Raw genomic sequence first — 17,694 nt, forward strand, 5'->3', positions numbered from 1 at the left:
CGTGGAGTTGAACGCGCCCTAAAGCGTCAGTTCGAACTCCCTCACGAGTACGCCGGGCAGCTTCATGCCGCCGGTTGCGCGCTGGCCCCATGAGTCGTCGGAGAGGCGCAATTCGGGCTGCGCGCCCAGACGCTCCAGCCTCTCGCCCAGCAGGCCATACAGACTGTCGTCGAAACGCATCGCCTCGACCGGCGCGACGATGCGGCCCTCCTCCACCCAGAACGTCGCGAAGCGCGTCATGCCGGTCAGGCGGCAACTCATGCGGTCGGAGTAGTTCACGTACCAGAGGTTGCCGACATAGAGACCGGTGCCTAGCGCCGCGAGCACGTCCTCATCGGCAAGGTCGCCGGCCGCCATCGCGAGCGACGAAGGCATCTCGTTCGCGAGCGCGCCGTTCGGCGCGAGGCCATACTCCCGCGCCGTGCGGGCATTCGTCAACTGCGCCACGCCGCGGCCTTCGCGAATCAACGCAACGCTTTCGCGTAGATAGCCATCCTCATTGAATGCGGGTGCGATGCCAAGCTCAAGATCTTCCGCCAGTGTCACACGCGGGTCAAGCGTCACCTCGCCGGCGTTGAGCCGGTACAGCGGGCTCAGCGAGGCGGCCTGCGCGCGCGCCGAGAAGCCGCCCCAGGCAGCCACGCTCAGCAGTTCTTCGAGCGCACCCGGCGCGAGCCACGCCCGATAGCGGCCAGGACCCAGCGCGCGCGGCGCGAGCGCGAGCACCGGCAGCCGCGCCGCCGCCTCCTCCACCTTGCGGGCAAAGGTCGCGTCGTCCCAGTTGTCGCCCGCGTAGGTCGTCTTGATCGCACGGCCACCCGGGTGATACAGCGACCAACTGAAGCAGAAGTTCTCCACCTCGTACCAGCCGCGGCTGCCGCTCGTCGAGGCGAACCCGCGCGCGAGCGTGCCGCCCGCATAAAAGCCCACGAAATCGAGCCCGCGCGCGCATTCGGCGACCGTGCGCACGAGCGCGTGAGGATCGGGCAGGCGCCCCGTGCGGCGCGTCGACCGCTGCCACGACGTGGTGTCGTAAAGCAGGTGCGGATCGTCGGGCGCATCGCGCAGGTCCGTGCGCAGTACCTCCAGCGCGGCGCCGACTTCGCGCAGGTCCTGGTCCGCGTCGCCGCAGATGTCGAGCGTCGAGTACGCCTGGCGCGCGCCGTCGATGAGACGCAGCGTGAGACGCCCCTGGGACACCTGACCGGTCTGTCTCACCTTGCCGCCGTTGAAGCGGACGAAGTCCGACTGCTCGCCCGCGAACGACGTGAGCGCCGCCTCGCCGGTCCGCACGAGCCGGTCGATCGCGCCGGCCAGCGTGGTGAAATGCGTCTGCCAGTCCACCGACGCCCCGGTGCGCGCAAAAAGGGCTTCGCTCATCATGCGCCTCCGAACACGTCGACGTCGCTGAACACGCATGCGGGCGAAGCATGCCCCACGCGGATGATCTGGGCGGGCTCGCCCTTGCCGCACATCGGCGTGCCGAACACCTCGCGCGTGGCCGCATCGCCCACCGCGGAAAGGCTGCGCCAGAAGCTTGCGGAAATGCCGCGATAGTTGGGGCGCTTCACGACCTGCGTGAGCTTGCCGTTCTCGATCAGCCGGCCGTACTCGCAGCCGAACTGGAACTTGTTGCGATGATCGTCGATGGACCAGGACGTGTTCGTCGACATCAGGATGCCGTGCTCGATATGGGCGATCATCGCATCCAGCGTGGCCGTACCCGGCTCGATGTTGAGGTTTGCCATGCGGTCGATGGGCGGGCGGTTCCAGTTCGACGCGCGCGAATTCGCAACGCCGGGCAGGCCCGCGCGTTGCTGCGAGAGCGCACCGCCCAGCGGGCGCTCCAGCACGCCATTGCGGATCAGATATTGCTTCGTCGCCGCGCTGCCCTCGTCGTCGAAGGCATACGTCGCGGCCTCCTCGCGCAGCTCGGGGTCGAACGTCACGTTCAGCAGCCCGGAACCGTACTGGTAGCGGCCGAACATCTCCGGCTTCACGAAGCTCCAGCCCGCGAAGTTGCGCTCGTCGCCAAGAATGCGGTCGAGTTCTAGCGGATGACCGATCGACTCGTGGATCTGCAGCATCATCTGGTCGGGCATCAGCAGCAGGTCGCGCTTGCCCGAGGGGCAATTGGGCGCGGCGAGCAGTTGCAGCGCCTCGTCGGCCACGCGCGCGCCCGCGCCGTCGAAGCCGTAGCGCGCGAGGATCTCGAGACCGCCCTGCGCGAGCGTGCCGTAATTGCCGCTCAGCGTGCGCACCTGGGTGTCGCCGTCCGCGTGCGCCGCCACGCTCAACTGCGGCATCAGGAAGCGAAAGCGCTGCTCGATGCGCACGCCGTCACTCGTCAGGTAGAGCTGGTCCGCGTGCGCGACGTGCATGCTCGCCACGCGCTCCACAATGCGCTCGTCGAGCTTCGCAATCGCGCATTCCTGCGAGAGACGCTCGATCCATTCGCGACGCGTGAGCAGTGGCGCGTCGACGTTCGGCGACGCGTAGCGGCCGCTGTCCGTGGGCCGCGCGATCTCGCGATGGTCGATCAGCGAAAACGCCGCGCTGGCCTCGGCCCGCGCGGTCGCCGTGTCCAGCGCGCGCTGCAGGCCTGCCGCGCTGAGATCCGCCGTGGCCGCATAGCCCGCTCCGGCGCCCGCCCACGCGGTCATCATCGCGCCGCGCTCATGCACCGAACGCAGCGGTTGCACGACGTCGTTGCGGACTTCGTGGTCCTCAATATGTTCGTCCACCACGCGCAGCGACCAGAAATCGGCACGGCTCTTCAGCGCCTGTGCCGCGCGTGCCCAGCATTCGTCGATCATACGAATTTCTCCACCGGTTCCTGCCCTTGCAGCATCGAAGAGGCCAGCAACGACTGCGTATAGGGATGCGACGGTGCATACAGCACATCCTGCGCGTCGCCCTGTTCGACGATACGGCCTGCTTTCATCACGATGACACGATGCGCCATCGCGCGCATCACCGCCAGGTCGTGCGTGATGAACAAATAGCTGAGCTTGTACTTCTTCTGCAGGTTCGTCAGCAGGGCGAGAACCTGCTTCTGGATCGAGACGTCGAGCGCGCTCGTGGGCTCGTCGAGCACCATCAGTTCCGGCTCCACCGCGAGCGCCCGCGCAATGGCAATGCGCTGGCGCTGACCACCCGAGAATTCGTGCGGATAACGCAGCATGGACTCCGCCGGCAACCCCACCTCCTCAAGCAGCGAACCGATGCGCGCACGGCGCGCCGGCCCCTCGAACTCCGGGCGGTGCACCACGAGACCCTCGCCGATGATCTGTTCCACCGTCATGCGCGGCGAGAGCGACCCGAACGGGTCCTGAAACACCACCTGCATGCGCGAATACAGTTCGCGCCGCGACCTGGGATTGCGCAGCGTCGAAAGCGGCATGCCGTCGATCAGGATCTCGCCCTGCGCCGGCCGGTTCAGGCCCAGCACCGTGAAGGCCAGGGTGGACTTGCCCGAGCCCGATTCGCCGACGATGCCGAGCGTCTCGCCGCGGCGCAGGCTCAGGTCCGCCTCGTGCACGGCGCGGAATTTCGTGCTGCCGAGGATCGAGCGCCAGCCCTTGGCGGCCGTGTGATAGTCCACGGCCACGCCCTTCACGTCGAGAATGGGGCGCGCGTCCTTCTCGACCGGATCGACCGCACGCCTGGGCTCGCTGTCGAGCAGGCGCTGCGTGTAGGGGTGCTGAGGATTCGAGAAGAGGGCTTCCGTGGTATTGGTTTCCACCAGCATGCCCTTTTCCATCACCGCGACGCGCTGCGCGAAGCGCCGCACGAGATTCAGATCGTGCGTGATCAGCAGCACGGCCATGCCGCGATCGGCCGCTTCCTGCTCCTGCAGTTCGATCAGCAGATCGACGATCTGCTGGCGCACCGTCACGTCGAGCGCCGTGGTCGGTTCGTCGGCCAGCAAGAGGCGCGGCCGGCAGGCAAGCGCCATCGCGATCATCGCGCGCTGGCGCTGGCCGCCCGAAAGCTGGTGCGGGAAGCTGTCGATCCGCCGCTCCGGTTCGGGAATGCCCGTGCGCCGCAAGAGCTCGATGCCGCGCTCGCGGGCTTCGTTGGGCCGCAGCCCCTCGTGCAGGCGCAGGCTCTCGGCGATCTGCTTGCCGATCGTGTAGAGCGGATTGAGCGCCGTCATGGGCTCCTGGAACACCATCGCGATGTCGGCGCCGCGAATGCCGCGCATCTGCTGCTCCGTTTTCTGCAGCAGGTCCTCGCCGTCGAACAGCATACGGCCGGACAGCTTCGCATGCTCGACGAGGCCGAGAATCGACAGCGCCGTCACGCTCTTGCCCGAGCCCGATTCGCCCACCAGCGCGACGCGTTCGCCGCGCTGCATCGAGAGGCTCAGTTCCTGCACCGCCACCTTTTCGCCGAAGCGTACCGAGAAGCGGTCAATTTCCAGCAACATACGGCTCATCACTTGCCTCCCCCGAATGCCGAACCCCTGGTGCGCGTGTCGAGCGCGTTGCGTAGCGCGTCGCCCATGAAGGTCAGCAGCAGCAGCGTGATGACGAGCGCCGCGAATGCCGAAATCGAAATCCACCATGCGTCGAGATTGTTTTTGCCCTCCTGCAGCAGTTCGCCCAGGCTCGGTGTGGGCGGCGGCACGCCGAGACCCAGGAAGTCGAGGCTCGTGAGCGAGAGGATCGCTGCGCTCATGCGGAACGGCAGGAAGGTAATCACGGGCGTGAGGCTGTTGGGCAGGATGTGCCGCCACATGATCTGCCAGTTCGAGAGGCCCATCGTGCGGGCGGCCTTCACGTAGTCGAGAGAACGGTTACGCAGAAACTCGGCGCGCACGTAGTCGGAGAGCACGAGCCAGCCGAACATCGAAAGCAGGATGAAGAGCAGCCACAAGGTGGGCTCGAAGATCGAGGCGAAGATGATGAGCAGATACAGATCCGGCATCGAGGCCCAGATCTCGATCAGGCGCTGCCCGATCAGGTCGGTGCGCCCCCCGTAGAAGCCCTGCACGGCCCCCGTGAGCACGCCGATCAGCACGCCCGATACGGTCAGCGCCATGGCCATCAGCACCGAGAGCCGGAAGCCGTACAGGAGGCGCGAGAGCACGTCGCGGCCGAACTGGTCGGTGCCGAGCCAGTTGTTGGCCGAGGGCGGCGCCGGAAACGGCCGCGTCGCGAAGTAATCGATCGTGTCGTAATGGAAGTGATTCGGCGGATAGATCGCAAAGTTGCTGCCCGCCGAAAGCCGGCCGCGGATATACGGATCGAGGTAGTTGGTCTTCGCGGGGAAGTCGCCGCCGAACAGCGTCTCTGGGTACTCCTTCACGATCGGGAAATAATAGTGCCCGTCGTAGCGCACGACGAGCGGACGATCGTTGGCCAGCACTTCGCCCAGCAGGCTGATGACGAAGAGCCCGCTGAAGATGATGAGGCTCCAGTAGCCGAGCCGCTGCGCCTTGAAGCGCAGCCACGTACGACGCCATGGGGAGACGGAGGCCGCCGGCGCGGCGGCCGCGGACGTCTCAGTGGTCCAGGCGGTTGAATTGGATGCGGGGGTCGACGAGGACATAGCAGACGTCAGCGATGAGTTTGGTGATAAGGCCGATCAGCGTGAACAGGAACAGCGAGCCCAGCACGACGGGGTAATCGCGGCGGATCACCGAGTCGTAGGAGAGCTGCCCCATGCCGTCCAGCGAGAACAGCGTCTCGATCAGCAGATTGCCGTTCAGGAATGCACCGACGAACGCGGCGGGCAAGCCGGTCAGGAGCGGAATCGCGGCATTGCGCAACACGTGTTTCCAGAGCACGTCGCGCTCGGGCGCGCCCTTGGCGCGCGCCGTCAGCACATACTGGCGGCCGATCTCCTCCAGGAAGGTGTTCTTGGTCAGGATCGTGACGATGGCGAAGTTGCCGACCACCGAAGCCGTCACCGGCAGCACGATGTGCCACAGATAGTCGAGCACCTTGCCGATCATGCTCAGGTCGTCGAAATTATCGGAGGTGAGACCGCGCATCGGGAACAACTGCCAGAACGTCCCGCCGCCGAACAGCATCAGCAGCAGCACGCCCAGCACGAAGCCCGGAATCGCGTAGCCCGTCAGCACGAGGGCGCTCGTTACCGTATCGAAACGCGAGCCGTTGCGCACCGCCTTCGCGATGCCCAGCGGCACCGCGATCAGGTAGGTGAGCAGCACCGTCCACAGGCCCAGCGTGATCGAAACAGGCATCTTCGAGCGGATCACGTGCCAGACGCTGTCGTGCTGGTAGTAGGACTGGCCCAGATCGAACGTCGCGTAGTTCTTCAGCATCAGGAAGTAGCGCGTAAGCGGCGGCTTGTCGAAGCCGAACTCTTTCTTGATCTGCTCGATCTGCTGCGGGTCGACCCCCTGGCTGCCGTGATAGCCACCGCCTCCGCTGCCGGTTTCGCCGCCGCGGCTCGCGCCGTGGCGCAACTGCGTCACCATCTGCTCGACCGGTCCGCCCGGCACGAATTGCGTAACGACGAAGGTCAGCGTGACGACGCCGATCAAGGTCGGCACCATCAGCATCAGTCGTCGGAGTATGTAAGCCAGCATGGATGATCCTCGATGCTCAATGTGATGCGGAACTGGCTGCAGGCGCGGCGTCCGCGGTCTGCGCATGGCTGCTTGCCGGCGGCGCCTTGACGAACCAGTAGTCGATGATCCAGTCCTCGTACTGATAGGTCGTGGGCACGATAGCCGGGTGGCCCAGCGTGGTCTTGTAGCCGATACGCGCGTTGGGCAGGTAGTACTCCGGAACGATCAGGTATTCGTTGATCAGCACGCGGTCGAGCGCGCGCGTGGCGGCCTCGAGATCGTCGAGCGTGTTGGCCTTGAGCACGTCCTGGATCAGACCGTCCACGGCTTTCGACTTGAGACCCGGGTAGTTCTCCGAACCGACCTGGTCCGCTGCGGCACTGCCGAAGCGGCGCAGCAACTCGGCGCCCGGAATCGTGACCGGCGCGTAGATGTAGGTCGTCATATCGAACTGGAAGTTGTCGATACGCTTCTGGTAGAGCGCGCTGTCGACCTCGCGAAAGCTCGTCTGGATGCCCAGCAGCGACAACGCCTGCAGATACGGCAGGCAGAGACGGTCCATGCCCGGCTGGTCGTCGAGAATCTCGACGGTAAACGGCGTGCCGTTCGCGTCGCGCAGCGCGCCGTCGCGATAGTGCCAGCCTGCCTCGGCAAGCAGATCGCGCGCCTTTCGCAAGTTGCCACGCAGCGAATTCGGCGGCAGCGTGTCGGGCTGCTTGATCATCGGACCGAACACGGCCGGCGGCAATTGGGCCCGATACGGTTCGAGCAGCGCCAGTTCCTTCGCGCCCGGCATGCCGGTCGCCGCGAACGGGCTCGCGTCGAAAAAGCTGTTGGTGCGGCGGTACTGACCGTACAGCAGCATCCGGTTCATCCAGTCGTAGTCGAAGCCGAGCGTCAGCGCCTGGCGCACGCGCGGGTCCTGGAACTTCGGCTCGCGCAGATTGAAGAACAAGCCCTGCATCTGCGCGGGACCATCGGGGAACGTCGCCCTCGCCAGCATGCCGTTGCGGAAGTTCTTACCGACATATTTGCGTGCCCAAAGCATCGAATAGTATTCCATACGGGCATCGACATCGCCGGCCTTGAAGGCCTCCAGCGACGTGTACTGGTCCGCATAGAGCTTGAACTCCACGCGCTCGAAGCGGTACATCCCGCGCCGCGACGGCAGGTTCGCCGCCCAGTAGTTCGGGTTGCGGCGATAGACGATCTGCTTGTCGTTCTTGCGCTGCTCAATCAGGTACGGGCCGCTGGCGATAGGCGGTACGTTGGAAATCTGGTCGAACGGCGGCCGCGTGCCGTCGGCGCGCATCCCCCATTTCGGCGAAAACACCGGCAGGTCGCCCGCGATCAGCGGCGCGTCGCGCTCCTTGCGGCTGAAGTCGAAGCGGATCGTGAGCCGGTCGAGCACCGTCGCACTCTTGATCACCGAGAATTGCGTGTTGAAGAGCGGCGAGGCCTGCGGGCTCGTCAGGGTATCGAACGAATATTTGACATCGGCGGCAGTGATCGGGTCGCCGTTCGAAAAGCGTGCGGCCGGGTTGATATGGAAAGTCGCCGAACTCAGGTCGGACGCCACCTCCACGTCGTCGGCAATCAGCGGATAGGCCGAGGCCAGTTCGTCCCAGCTGCGCTGCATCAGCGTATCGAACATCAGGTTCTGGATGTCCGGCGCCGGCGCGCCGCGCACGAGAAACGGATTGAGCGAATCGTAGCTCTGCAGGTCGTTGTAGTTTTCGAAATTCAGCGTGCCGTTGGCTGGCGCATCCGCGTCCGCGTAGTCGAAGTGCGTGAAGTTGTCCGGATACCTCGGCTGATCGTATTGCGCAATCGAAGGGCGCGCCTGTGCCGGCCCGGTGAATGCACCAAGCGTGCAGCACAGCGCCGCCGCGAAGGCCGGTGCCAAACATCGTGTCATCAAATTTCTCATCGGTCCCTGCTTCCTCACTGAACCGGATTGCCCGTTCGCGCACCCGATGCCGCTTGCGCGTCATGTCCGCCGCGTTCGGTCTGCGTGCGGGCGTCGTACCAGTATTCGATCACCCAGTCCACGTCCTGATAGGAGGTGGGCACGATCGCCGGGTGGCCAAAACCGGTCTTGTAGCCGACGCGCGTATTGGGCGCGTAATACTCGGGCACCATATAGTACGAATTCATCAGCACGCGGTCGAGCGCCCGCGTGGCGGCTTCGAGATCGTCGAGCGTGTTGGCCTTGAGTACGTCCTGGATCAGCCCGTCCACCGCCTTCGACTTGATGCCCGGATAGTTCTCCGAACCGACCTGTGTCGCGGCCGCACTGCCGAAGCGGCGCACCAGCTCGGCGCCGGGGATGGTCACGGGCGGATAGAGATAGGTGGTCACGTCGAAATCGAAATTATCGACTCGCTTCTGATAGAGCGCCGCATCGATCTCGCGAAACGTGGTGCGGATGCCGATCAGGTTGAGCGCCTGCATATAGGGCAGATAGAGGCGGTCCATGCCCGGCTCGTCGTCGAGAATCTCGATCGACATCGGGTTGCCGTTCGCGTCGCGCAGCGCGCCGTCGCGATAGTGCCAGCCGGCCTCGGCGAGCAGATCGCGCGCCTCGCGCAAGTTGCTGCGCAGCGAATTCGGCGGCAGCGTGGTGGGCTGCCGGATCATCGGTCCGAACACGGCGGCCGGCACGTCGGCGCGGTAGGGCTCGAGCAATGCCAGTTCCTTCGTGCTCGGCATGCCGCTCGCCGCGAACGGGCTTGCGTCGAAATAGCTTTCGGTGCGCCGATATTGACCATAGAACATCATTCGGTTCATCCAGTCGTAGTCGAACGCGAGCGCAAGCGCCTGCCGGACCCGCGGGTCCTGGAACATCGGCTTGCGCATATTGATGACCATGCCCTGCATCTGCGCCGGGCCGTCGGGGAATTCCCCCTTGTGCAGCAGCCCGTTGCGGAAGTTCTTGCCGATATACTTGCGCGCCCACTGCGTCGCGCTGTATTCGATGTTGAGGTCGACGTCGCCGGCCTTGAACGCTTCGAGCGTGGTGTAGATATCGGCGTAGAGCAGGAACGTGATCTTCTCGAAACGGAACATGCCGCGGCGAGAAGGCAGGTTCGCCGCCCAGTAGTTCGGGTTGCGGCGATACACGATCTGCTTGTCGTTCTTGCGCTGCTCGATCAGGTACGGGCCGCTGGCGATGGGCGGTACGTTGGAAATCTGGTCGAACGGCGGCCGCGTGCCGTCGGCGCGCATGCCCCACTTCGGCGAAAACACCGGCAGGTCGCCCGCGATCAGCGGCGCGGCGCGTTCCTTGCGATTGAAGTCGAAGCGGATCGTCAGCCGGTCAAGCACCGCCGCGCTCTTGATCACTGAGAACTGCGAATTGAACATCGGCGAGGCCTGCGGGCTCTTGAGCGTGTCGAACGAATATTTGACGTCCGCAGCGGTGATCGGATCGCCGTTCGAGAAGCGCGCGGCCGGGTTGATATGGAACGTCACCGAACCCAGGTCGGGCGCCACATCCACGTTGTCGGCAATCAGCGGGTATTCGGAAGCCAGCTCGTCCCAGCTACGCTGCATGAGCGTATCGAACATCAGGTTCTGGATGTCCGGCGCCGGCGCGCCGCGCAGCAGGAAGGGATTGAGCGAATCGTAGCTCTGCAGTTGGTTGTAGTTCGGGTACGTCAGTTCGCCATTGTCCGGAGCATTGGGGTCCGCATAGGCGAAATGCGTGAAGCCGGTTGGGTATTTCGGCTGGTCGTATTGGGCGATCGACGACGACGCCTGCGCCGGAGGCAGCGCCAGAGTCAGCAGCGCCGCAACGCCGGCAGCGATCCGGACGGTCTGATGCAGATACGCCTTCGCGGCGGCAAGCGCCCGCGCGGGCTGGAACATCGCTAGTGGCTTCATCGCTCAGTACGAATGCCCAGGCTTGTAGCCGGGGCATGTTTCATCCAGTCCAGTCGAGATAACGAACCGTCTGAATCGGTCTCGAAGAGTGTGGCTCTTTAAAAAAACCGCTCCGCCTTTCGGGTGGAAAGGCCGGAGCGGTATCGTTCTTCAGGCGTACTACGTCACGTCCTTAGAACTTGTACGTTGCGCCAATCTGACCGTAACGGCCGATGTAGTCGTACAGCGACGTGTCGTAGCCGGTCTGATAGAACGGGAAGTACGCAAAGTTCGGGTCGTACGGCGGCGCGCGGTTGAAGATGTTGTCGATGCCGGCGTACAGCGTCCAGTGCTTGAAGCCCGTATAGCTGGCCGTCAGGTTGAACACGCTGAACGAACTGATTTCCGTCGGAATGCCAGGCGTACCGAACTCCGACTCCTGAGCCGTGTTCGCGTACGGTCCCGTGTAGTTCCAGGTCAGAGCCGCATTCCACTGGCGGTTGGGCGACAGCCACGAGACCGTCGTGTTGCCTCTCCAGCGCGGGAACGAACCGCCGAATGAGAGCGACAGGGAGCTGTTGTTGCCCGCTGCGTCGGTCGCGCCATTCGCAAGGCCCGAAGTCTCGAAGTGCCAAACATAGGCCCAGTCCGTCGACAGCGAGAAGGTACCGAGCTTCGTCGGCAGCGCCTGATGGAAGGTCGCCTCGAAGCCGTCCGTGTGCAGATACGAGAAGTTGACCAGCTCCGAATTAACGTAGTCGATCACGTTGGTATTCGGATTACGCACCACATTCGCTGGATTGTTCGCATCCACCGTCGGCTGCAGCGGCGCAATACCGATCACGTTGGTCACGTCGATCTTGTACCAGTCGAAACCGAAGTCCGTGTTATGTACCGGCGACAGTTCGAAACCGACGTTGTAGTTCTTCGTACGCTCGGGCTGCAAATTCGGGTTGCCGTGCATCAGCTCCGCAACGCTCACATCCTGACCGTACTGGGCGCTGGCCGAATCGGTATCGATCGCGTTTTGCGAACCCAGCGACGCGCCACGCGACGATTCGACCAGGGTCGGCGCGCGGAAGCCACGGTTGTACGACGCGTAGGCCGTGAACGCCTGGGCAGGCTGATAGCGCAGGGCAAAGCGCGGCGAGAACGCACCGCCGAACTGGTTGTAGTAGTCGTAGCGGCCGGCCTGGCTGAACGTCAGGTTCTTGATGATGGGGATGTCGATCTGATAATAGACCGCGGCCACATTCCGGCTGTCATCGGCCGACTGCAGCGGAATACCTGCAATGATCGTCTGACCCGTATCGGTGCCAGTCGGGTTCGAGATGTATTCGCTCTGATGCTGGAACTGCGCACCGAAGCCCACGCCCACGTCGCCCGTCGGCAGGTGGAACAGATTCGGCGTCGAAATCGTTGCATCGACAACATCGAGCTTCGAAAGGGCCATGTAGTTCGCGTCGCTGAACAGGCCGTTCAAGCCGTTCGGCGTCATCGACGGATTGGCGAAGTCAAAGCCACCGGCCAGAATATTCTGATACGCCTGCGCATTCATCACATTCGTATCGGTAACCGAAACTTCGCTCTGCGAATGGCCATAGCTCGCCTGCCAGTTCCAGTCGCCCCACTTCTGCGTATCGAACTGTCCCTTCAGGCCCGTCGAAAACGCCCAGAAGTTGGAGTATGAATTCACACCTTCCGGTACATTCGGGAAGATGTAGTTGAGCGGCGTTGCGGCGCCGGTCGGGTTATACGGATTGCTCGCCGGAACCACGTTGTTCACGGCCACCAGCCCCGTCCCGGGCGAGTACGTCAGCGGCGAGCTCAGGCCGTTGAAGAACGCCGGTCCAGTCACGATCGAACTCGTGCCGTAGCTGTCCCAGATGTCCGCAAACGCCTGAACGTTGTCGTTGATCTTGAAATCGCCGTGAACCTTGATGTTCGCGTGCTCGCTCTCCGGCGCCAGCGAATCGAGGCTGCTGGTGTTGTAGGCGCAGCCCGTACCGGCCTGGAACGCACCCGGGATCGAGTTGGCGGTCGAGACCGTCTTGCCGCCGTACGGGCAGGGACTCAGCGCCTGCGGGCCCGTCGCGGTCTGCCAGAAGGACGGCGCCTGGTTGTTGCCCAGCGGGAAGAGCTGGCTGGACGTGGTATCGCGCTCGTCGAGGCTGATGCCGCTCGTGTGCTGGTAGCTCGCGGCGGCCGTGATGTTGTAGCCGTCCGAAGTCAGATTGCCGAAGCCGCCGAGAATGTTGAACTTGCTCGTGCCTGCGCCGCCATGCTGTGCGCCGCCGAGGCTGCCGTCCAGTTGCAGACCCTGATAGTCGTGCTTGGTGATGATGTTCACCACGCCTGCGATTGCGTCCGAGCCGTATTGGGACACCGCGCCCGTCTTCACGATCTCGATGCGGTCGATCATGTTGAGCGGCAGCGCGTTCAGGTCGACGAACGAATCGGTGAAGTTCGTGTTCAGCGCGTAAGGCGCTACGCGCTGACCGTCGATCAGCACGAGGGTGTACTTTTCGGAAAGGCCGCGCAGTGCAATACCCGCACCGCCCGGCGCCGTGCTGTACGTGTAGTTGTCGCCCCAACTGCTGGCCGAGTTGGCCGCCGTCGAGCGCAGGTAGTCGGACACCGTGGTCGCGCCGCTAGCCTGAATGTCTTTCTGCGAGACGACCTGCACCTGCTGGAAGCCGGTCTTGTCCGACTGCCGGATCAGCGAGCCGGTCACCTGGAACGTCTTCAGTTGCTTGACGTTCGACTGGCCCGTCGTACCGGCCGCGGTACTGCCCGCGCTGGCAGCGCTGGTGCCATTGGTGCCGGCAGCGGCGCCAGCCGTATTACCTGTCGTGCCCGTGTCGGCTTGCGCCGTAGTGATCGCCGCAGGCGCAGCCGGCGCAGCGCTCGCCGCACCGCCGCTGGCGGCCGGTTGGCTCTGCGCGAACGCCGGCACGGCCATCGCCGCCGACAAGGCTACTTCAGCCCAGATTATTCTTCGAATGGCTAGCGCCAATACCCTTTGTTTCACGTTTTTTTCCCCTTCTCACTCGTCAGTCACGCCCACTTCGGTTTATGCGAAGCAAGGTCTCGTGAACCCCGCTGCTCCTTTTGACGACGCTGTCGCGCCGCGCCCTTTCTTGCCTTGCTGGATCCGCCACCGGCCGACCCGCGCGCTGCAGAGCGTTTTGCGCACATAAAGCGTCGACGACGACACGGTGAATCACTCGAACATCCATTCGCATCGGACTACTAATTCATTGCAATGGCTTGCAACTGCATTTCATGCTGTCCGCGACCCGACGTTGTCTTATGCGTCTTCCGGGCGCCCCTGTTGAGCTTTTCCGCCCGGAATGCCCTTCCTTACATTTATTTTGCATTACTGAAAGACTGCTTCCGGCTCATGCGGCCGGATCATTCCCTGTACCGCTCAAAACAGCTTCGGCGTGCCCACCCAGACGAACACGCTTTCCTCGTCGGCCGTATTGGCCCATTCGTGCGGCACCGCCGATTCGTAATGGGCCGTGTCACCGGCCTGCAACACAAAGGTTCTACCTTCGAGCTTGAGCGACACCTCGCCGCTCATTACATACATGAACTCTTCCACGGCCGCAGTCGCGACTTCCGAAGGCGCTTCGCCCACCGGCATCCGCACGAGATGCGCCTCCAGCAACTTGTTGCCGCCCGAGCCGGTCAGCCGGCCGAACTGGTTGCCCGAGCCCGCGAACCCGAAGAACTTCAGCTCGTCGCTTCTGGCCACGGTCTGCGCCTCGTTCTGAGTCTCGACGAAGTACTGCACGGTCACGCCGAGCGCTCTGGCGATCCCCGAAAGCGTCGCGATCGAGGGCGTAGCATGGCCGCGTTCGACCTGAGACAAAAACGGCTTCGAAATCCCCGCCAGCGTGGCCGTCTCCTGCAGCGTGCGCTTGAGCCGCTGGCGCAACGCCCGAATCCTGCTTCCAATCGCTGCTACTACTGCCTTGTTATCGAGTGGCGAAACCATAGCAAGCCAGAAACCACGCGTCAAAATTTGTTTGATGTTGCCAAATTGTTTTCCTCATGGTCGACACGCCTGCCCCGCCCGCTTTTGCGAACCGGAACCGGTTGTCTCACGACGGAAAGCCCGGGACCGGTCGCCCTCGCCAGTCGATTTGGACTCCTTACCCTAATTGGTGGTGTACCGCATTTCCTCCGCGGCCCGCGGCGCCCACCGGGCGCGACGGGCCGCCAGTCTTTCCCTTACGACTTCGACGCCACCAGAATCCAGAGCTGGGCGAGATCCGCACTGCCGTCGGTGCCCTTCACGTTGCGGAACACCTGCACGGCCTTCGCCTTCTGCCCGGCGAAGTAGTACGCCTCGCCCAGACGCAGTTGCGCGAGATCCAGGTGGTCCAGGCCGCCCTTCGCAATGAGCGCCTGCATGGCGGCGATACCTTGCTGCGCCTGCCCGGCGAACACCTGGTTGAAGGCCGCATCGAACGGCGCAACCGGATTGCCGTTCTGGTCCGCGCCGGACTGCGTGCGCTTCGCGGCAAGCGCCTGCAGGCGATGTTCGCGGTCCGCCTGCGCGTCGTGGCCCAGCACGCCTGAGGCGAAACCCTGATCGATGACCTGCTTGCCTTCAGCCGTCGACCCCGAAACGAGCGCGAGCTGCGTCATCTCCATGTAGTCGTCCGCCGTCGTGAGCGACCCCGTCGCGCGACGCAGGCGATACGTGTCCACGTCCAGCGCGCCCAGATAACCCGGCTTGCTGCGAACCGAATGCAGCAGGTCGTCCCAGTACGATTGCTTCGGGTGATACGCCACCAGCTTCTCGAGCGCGCCGCGGTAGGCACCCTGATCGTTGGCATGCTGCGCGCACGTGCCCAGCAGTTGCAGTTGCTCTTCGTCGGGCACGTGGCCCGCGCGCACCTGCGAGTCCACGCTCGCGTTCAGCAGACGCACGGCACTCGCATAGTCGCCCGACAGGTAGTACGACTCCACCAGCAACGTTCCCATCTGCGCATCCGTACCGCCAGCCTTCTGGTAGCGCTGCGCGACCTTGATCGCCTGCGCATAGTTCTTCTGCTGGAAGTACAGGCCCGCCAGCGCCGCCGTGGTCTGCTGCTCCTCCGCGCCCTTGAGCTGGCCGCTCGCGAGCAGCGACTCGTAGGCCTGGGCCGCCACGCCGTTTTCGCCCGCAGCCATCGCCGCGGCGCCGCGCATTTCCTCGACCATATAGGTCTCGTAAGGCGTCTTGTTCGGCACGGCCGCCGCCTGCGCGATCTTGCCGAGCGCGCCCTGGTAGTTGTGCGCGCGATACAGCGTCTGCGCGTCGTTCAGCGGCTTCGCCACGTCGGGGCGCAACGTGTCGGCCGCGCGCGCGGCCGCCGGCAGCACGGCCAGTGCCGACAGTCCGCTCACCGCCAACGCCAGCGCGGCTTTCTTCAAACGATCAGGAAGGCTGCTCACTCTCATTTCCTCACTACATGTACTGCTCGTTGCCGATCAGGCCGATCTTCGTCGCCCCTTCCCGCTGCGCCGCCGCCAGCACGGCCGCTACGTCCTTGTACGGTGCGAGCCGGTTCGGACGCAGGTGAATCTCCGCCTGGTCCGGTTCGGCCGCAACTTGCGAGAACTTCTGCTCCAGCGTCGCCTCGTCGGGCACGAGCGTGCCGTTCCAGGTCGTGGTGCCGTCGAAGTCGATATCGATCTGCACCACCTCCGGCTGCACTGCCGGCGGCGGCGGATTACCCACCGGCAGATTCATCTTCACCGCGTGCATCTGGATCGGAATGGTGATGATCAGCATGATCAGCAGCACCAGCATCACGTCGATCAGCGGCGTGGTGTTGATGTCCACCATCACTTCCGGTTCACTGCTCCCGCCGCCCGACGATACGTTCATGCCCATAACCGCCCTCTCCTTACCCTTAGCCGCCGCGCGCCGGCGGCTCCGTAATGAATGACACCTTCGCGATACCCGCGCGCTCGCACGACGTGATCACGCGGCCGATGAACTCATAGCGCGTGTTCTGGTCGCCGCGGATGTGCACTTCCGGCTGCGGCGTCTGCGCGGACGCCGTCTTCAGGCGCGCGAGCAGCGTCGGCGCATCGATGTGCTGCTCGTACCAGAAGAAGTCGCCATCGCGGTTCACCGCGATCTCGATGCTCTTCGGCTGCGTCTGCAGCGGCGTCACCGTCTGCTTGGGCAACTCGAGCTTCACCGTATGCGTCACCACCGGAATCGTGATCAGGAAGATGATCAGCAACACCAGCATCACGTCGACGAGCGGCGTGGTGTTGATGGACGAGATGACTTCGTCCTCGTCGCCTTCGCCTCCAACGCTCATGGCCATGGCGTGCCCCCTTGCTCAGTCAGCCATCGCGGTGGTGCGTGCCGTATTGCGAGCACGCTTGCCGCCCGCCAGCACGACGGCGTGAAGCTGCGCGGCGAAGGCACGCACGCGCTCCATCACGGCCTTGTTGCGGCGCACGAGGAAGTTGTAGCCCAGCACGGCCGGCACCGCGACCGCCAGACCGATGGCGGTCATGATGAGCGCTTCGCCGACGGGGCCCGCGACCTTGTCGATCGACGCCTGGCCTGCGATGCCGATGGCGGTCAGCGCGTGATAGATGCCCCACACCGTGCCGAACAGGCCGACGAACGGCGCCGTCGAGCCGACCGTACCGAGGAAAGCAAGACCATCCTGCAGGCGATTCGAAACACTGGTGATCGAGCGCTCGACCGACACGTCGATCCACGTGTTGCGGTCCACGGTTTCGAGCAGGGCTTCGTCGTGGTGCGCGCCGGCATCGATCGCAGTTTCGGCGATGAAGCGGAACGGCGACGTCTCTTCGAGCTGCTTCGCGCCTTCGGCGAGCGACGGTGCGCTCCAGATCTGTTCGTCGGCGATCTTCGCGCGGCGGTTCGCACGGAACTGCTCGAAGAACTTGGTGATCATGATGTACCAGCTACCCATCGACATGATGACGAGCAGGATCAGCACGAAACGCGCGACGAAGTCGCCGTTCTTCCAGAGGGCGCCGAGGCCGTAGGGGTTGGTGACCGTCTCCGAGGTCGCCGGAGCGGGCGGCGGCACGGCCTGGTCGGCGGCGGCCGACGCGACGGGCGCCGGTGCAGCCGTGCTCGCGTCCGCGCTGGACGCCGTGGCAGGGGCCGATGCGGCAGCGGTGGCGTCGCTAGCCTGCGCGTTGGCAAGCTGTGGTGCGATAAAGGTATCAACCGTGGCGACGGCGATCAACATGCTGGCCGCCAGTGCGGCATAGGAACGCTTCTTCATGCG

Annotated in this window: 13 protein-coding genes; all 13 read right to left on the minus strand. The window is 64.3% G+C overall.

From position 1 onward, the window contains the following. Positions 1-18: 18 nt before the first annotated feature. The 13 genes from WJ542_RS22520 to WJ542_RS22580 all read right to left on the minus strand — a co-directional run bounded on the left by WJ542_RS22520 (position 19) and on the right by WJ542_RS22580 (position 17,691). Complete coding sequence (locus WJ542_RS22520; RefSeq protein ID WP_411191702.1) at positions 19-1,380, minus strand: TldD/PmbA family protein; 1,362 nt, start codon at positions 1,378-1,380, stop codon at positions 19-21. Continuing rightward, a complete protein-coding gene (locus tag WJ542_RS22525; RefSeq protein ID WP_411191703.1) occupies positions 1,380-2,816 on the minus strand; it encodes a TldD/PmbA family protein in 1,437 nt (478 codons plus the stop codon). The genes WJ542_RS22520 and WJ542_RS22525 overlap by 1 nt, the downstream gene beginning before the upstream one ends. Next, positions 2,813-4,441 (minus strand): ABC transporter ATP-binding protein, encoded by a 1,629-nt coding sequence (locus WJ542_RS22530; protein WP_411191704.1) that lies wholly within the window; start codon positions 4,439-4,441, stop codon positions 2,813-2,815. Before WJ542_RS22530 ends, WJ542_RS22525 begins: the two co-directional genes overlap by 4 nt. Continuing rightward, complete coding sequence (locus WJ542_RS22535) at positions 4,441-5,556, minus strand: ABC transporter permease (RefSeq protein ID WP_411191705.1); 1,116 nt, start codon at positions 5,554-5,556, stop codon at positions 4,441-4,443. Before WJ542_RS22535 ends, WJ542_RS22530 begins: the two co-directional genes overlap by 1 nt. Next, positions 5,510-6,562 (minus strand): microcin C ABC transporter permease YejB, encoded by a 1,053-nt coding sequence (locus tag WJ542_RS22540; RefSeq protein ID WP_411191706.1) that lies wholly within the window; start codon positions 6,560-6,562, stop codon positions 5,510-5,512. The genes WJ542_RS22535 and WJ542_RS22540 overlap by 47 nt, the downstream gene beginning before the upstream one ends. Positions 6,563-6,578: 16 nt before the next feature. After that, a complete protein-coding gene (locus WJ542_RS22545; protein ID WP_411191707.1) occupies positions 6,579-8,462 on the minus strand; it encodes an extracellular solute-binding protein in 1,884 nt (627 codons plus the stop codon). 26 nt (positions 8,463-8,488) lie between these two features. After that, on the minus strand, positions 8,489-10,414 hold the full coding sequence (locus WJ542_RS22550) for an extracellular solute-binding protein (RefSeq protein WP_411192526.1): 1,926 nt from the start codon (positions 10,412-10,414) through the stop codon (positions 8,489-8,491). Between the two features lie 187 nt (positions 10,415-10,601). Then, positions 10,602-13,439, minus strand: coding sequence for a TonB-dependent receptor (locus tag WJ542_RS22555; RefSeq protein ID WP_411191708.1), 2,838 nt, complete (start codon positions 13,437-13,439; stop codon positions 10,602-10,604). 399 nt (positions 13,440-13,838) lie between these two features. Next, complete coding sequence (locus tag WJ542_RS22560; protein WP_411191709.1) at positions 13,839-14,411, minus strand: helix-turn-helix domain-containing protein; 573 nt, start codon at positions 14,409-14,411, stop codon at positions 13,839-13,841. 236 nt (positions 14,412-14,647) lie between these two features. After that, positions 14,648-15,823, minus strand: coding sequence for a tetratricopeptide repeat protein (locus tag WJ542_RS22565; protein WP_411192527.1), 1,176 nt, complete (start codon positions 15,821-15,823; stop codon positions 14,648-14,650). A 49-nt stretch (positions 15,824-15,872) separates the two neighbouring features. Further along, positions 15,873-16,301, minus strand: a complete 429-nt coding sequence (locus WJ542_RS22570; RefSeq protein ID WP_027797795.1) for an ExbD/TolR family protein — start codon at positions 16,299-16,301, stop codon at positions 15,873-15,875. 19 nt (positions 16,302-16,320) lie between these two features. Then, positions 16,321-16,746, minus strand: a complete 426-nt coding sequence (locus tag WJ542_RS22575) for an ExbD/TolR family protein (protein WP_411191710.1) — start codon at positions 16,744-16,746, stop codon at positions 16,321-16,323. 15 nt (positions 16,747-16,761) lie between these two features. After that, on the minus strand, positions 16,762-17,691 hold the full coding sequence (locus tag WJ542_RS22580; protein ID WP_411191711.1) for a MotA/TolQ/ExbB proton channel family protein: 930 nt from the start codon (positions 17,689-17,691) through the stop codon (positions 16,762-16,764). Positions 17,692-17,694 lie beyond the last annotated feature (3 nt).

It is taken from the genome of Paraburkholderia yinzeri, assembly GCF_046581065.1.
Taxonomy (GTDB): Bacteria; Pseudomonadota; Gammaproteobacteria; order Burkholderiales; family Burkholderiaceae; genus Paraburkholderia.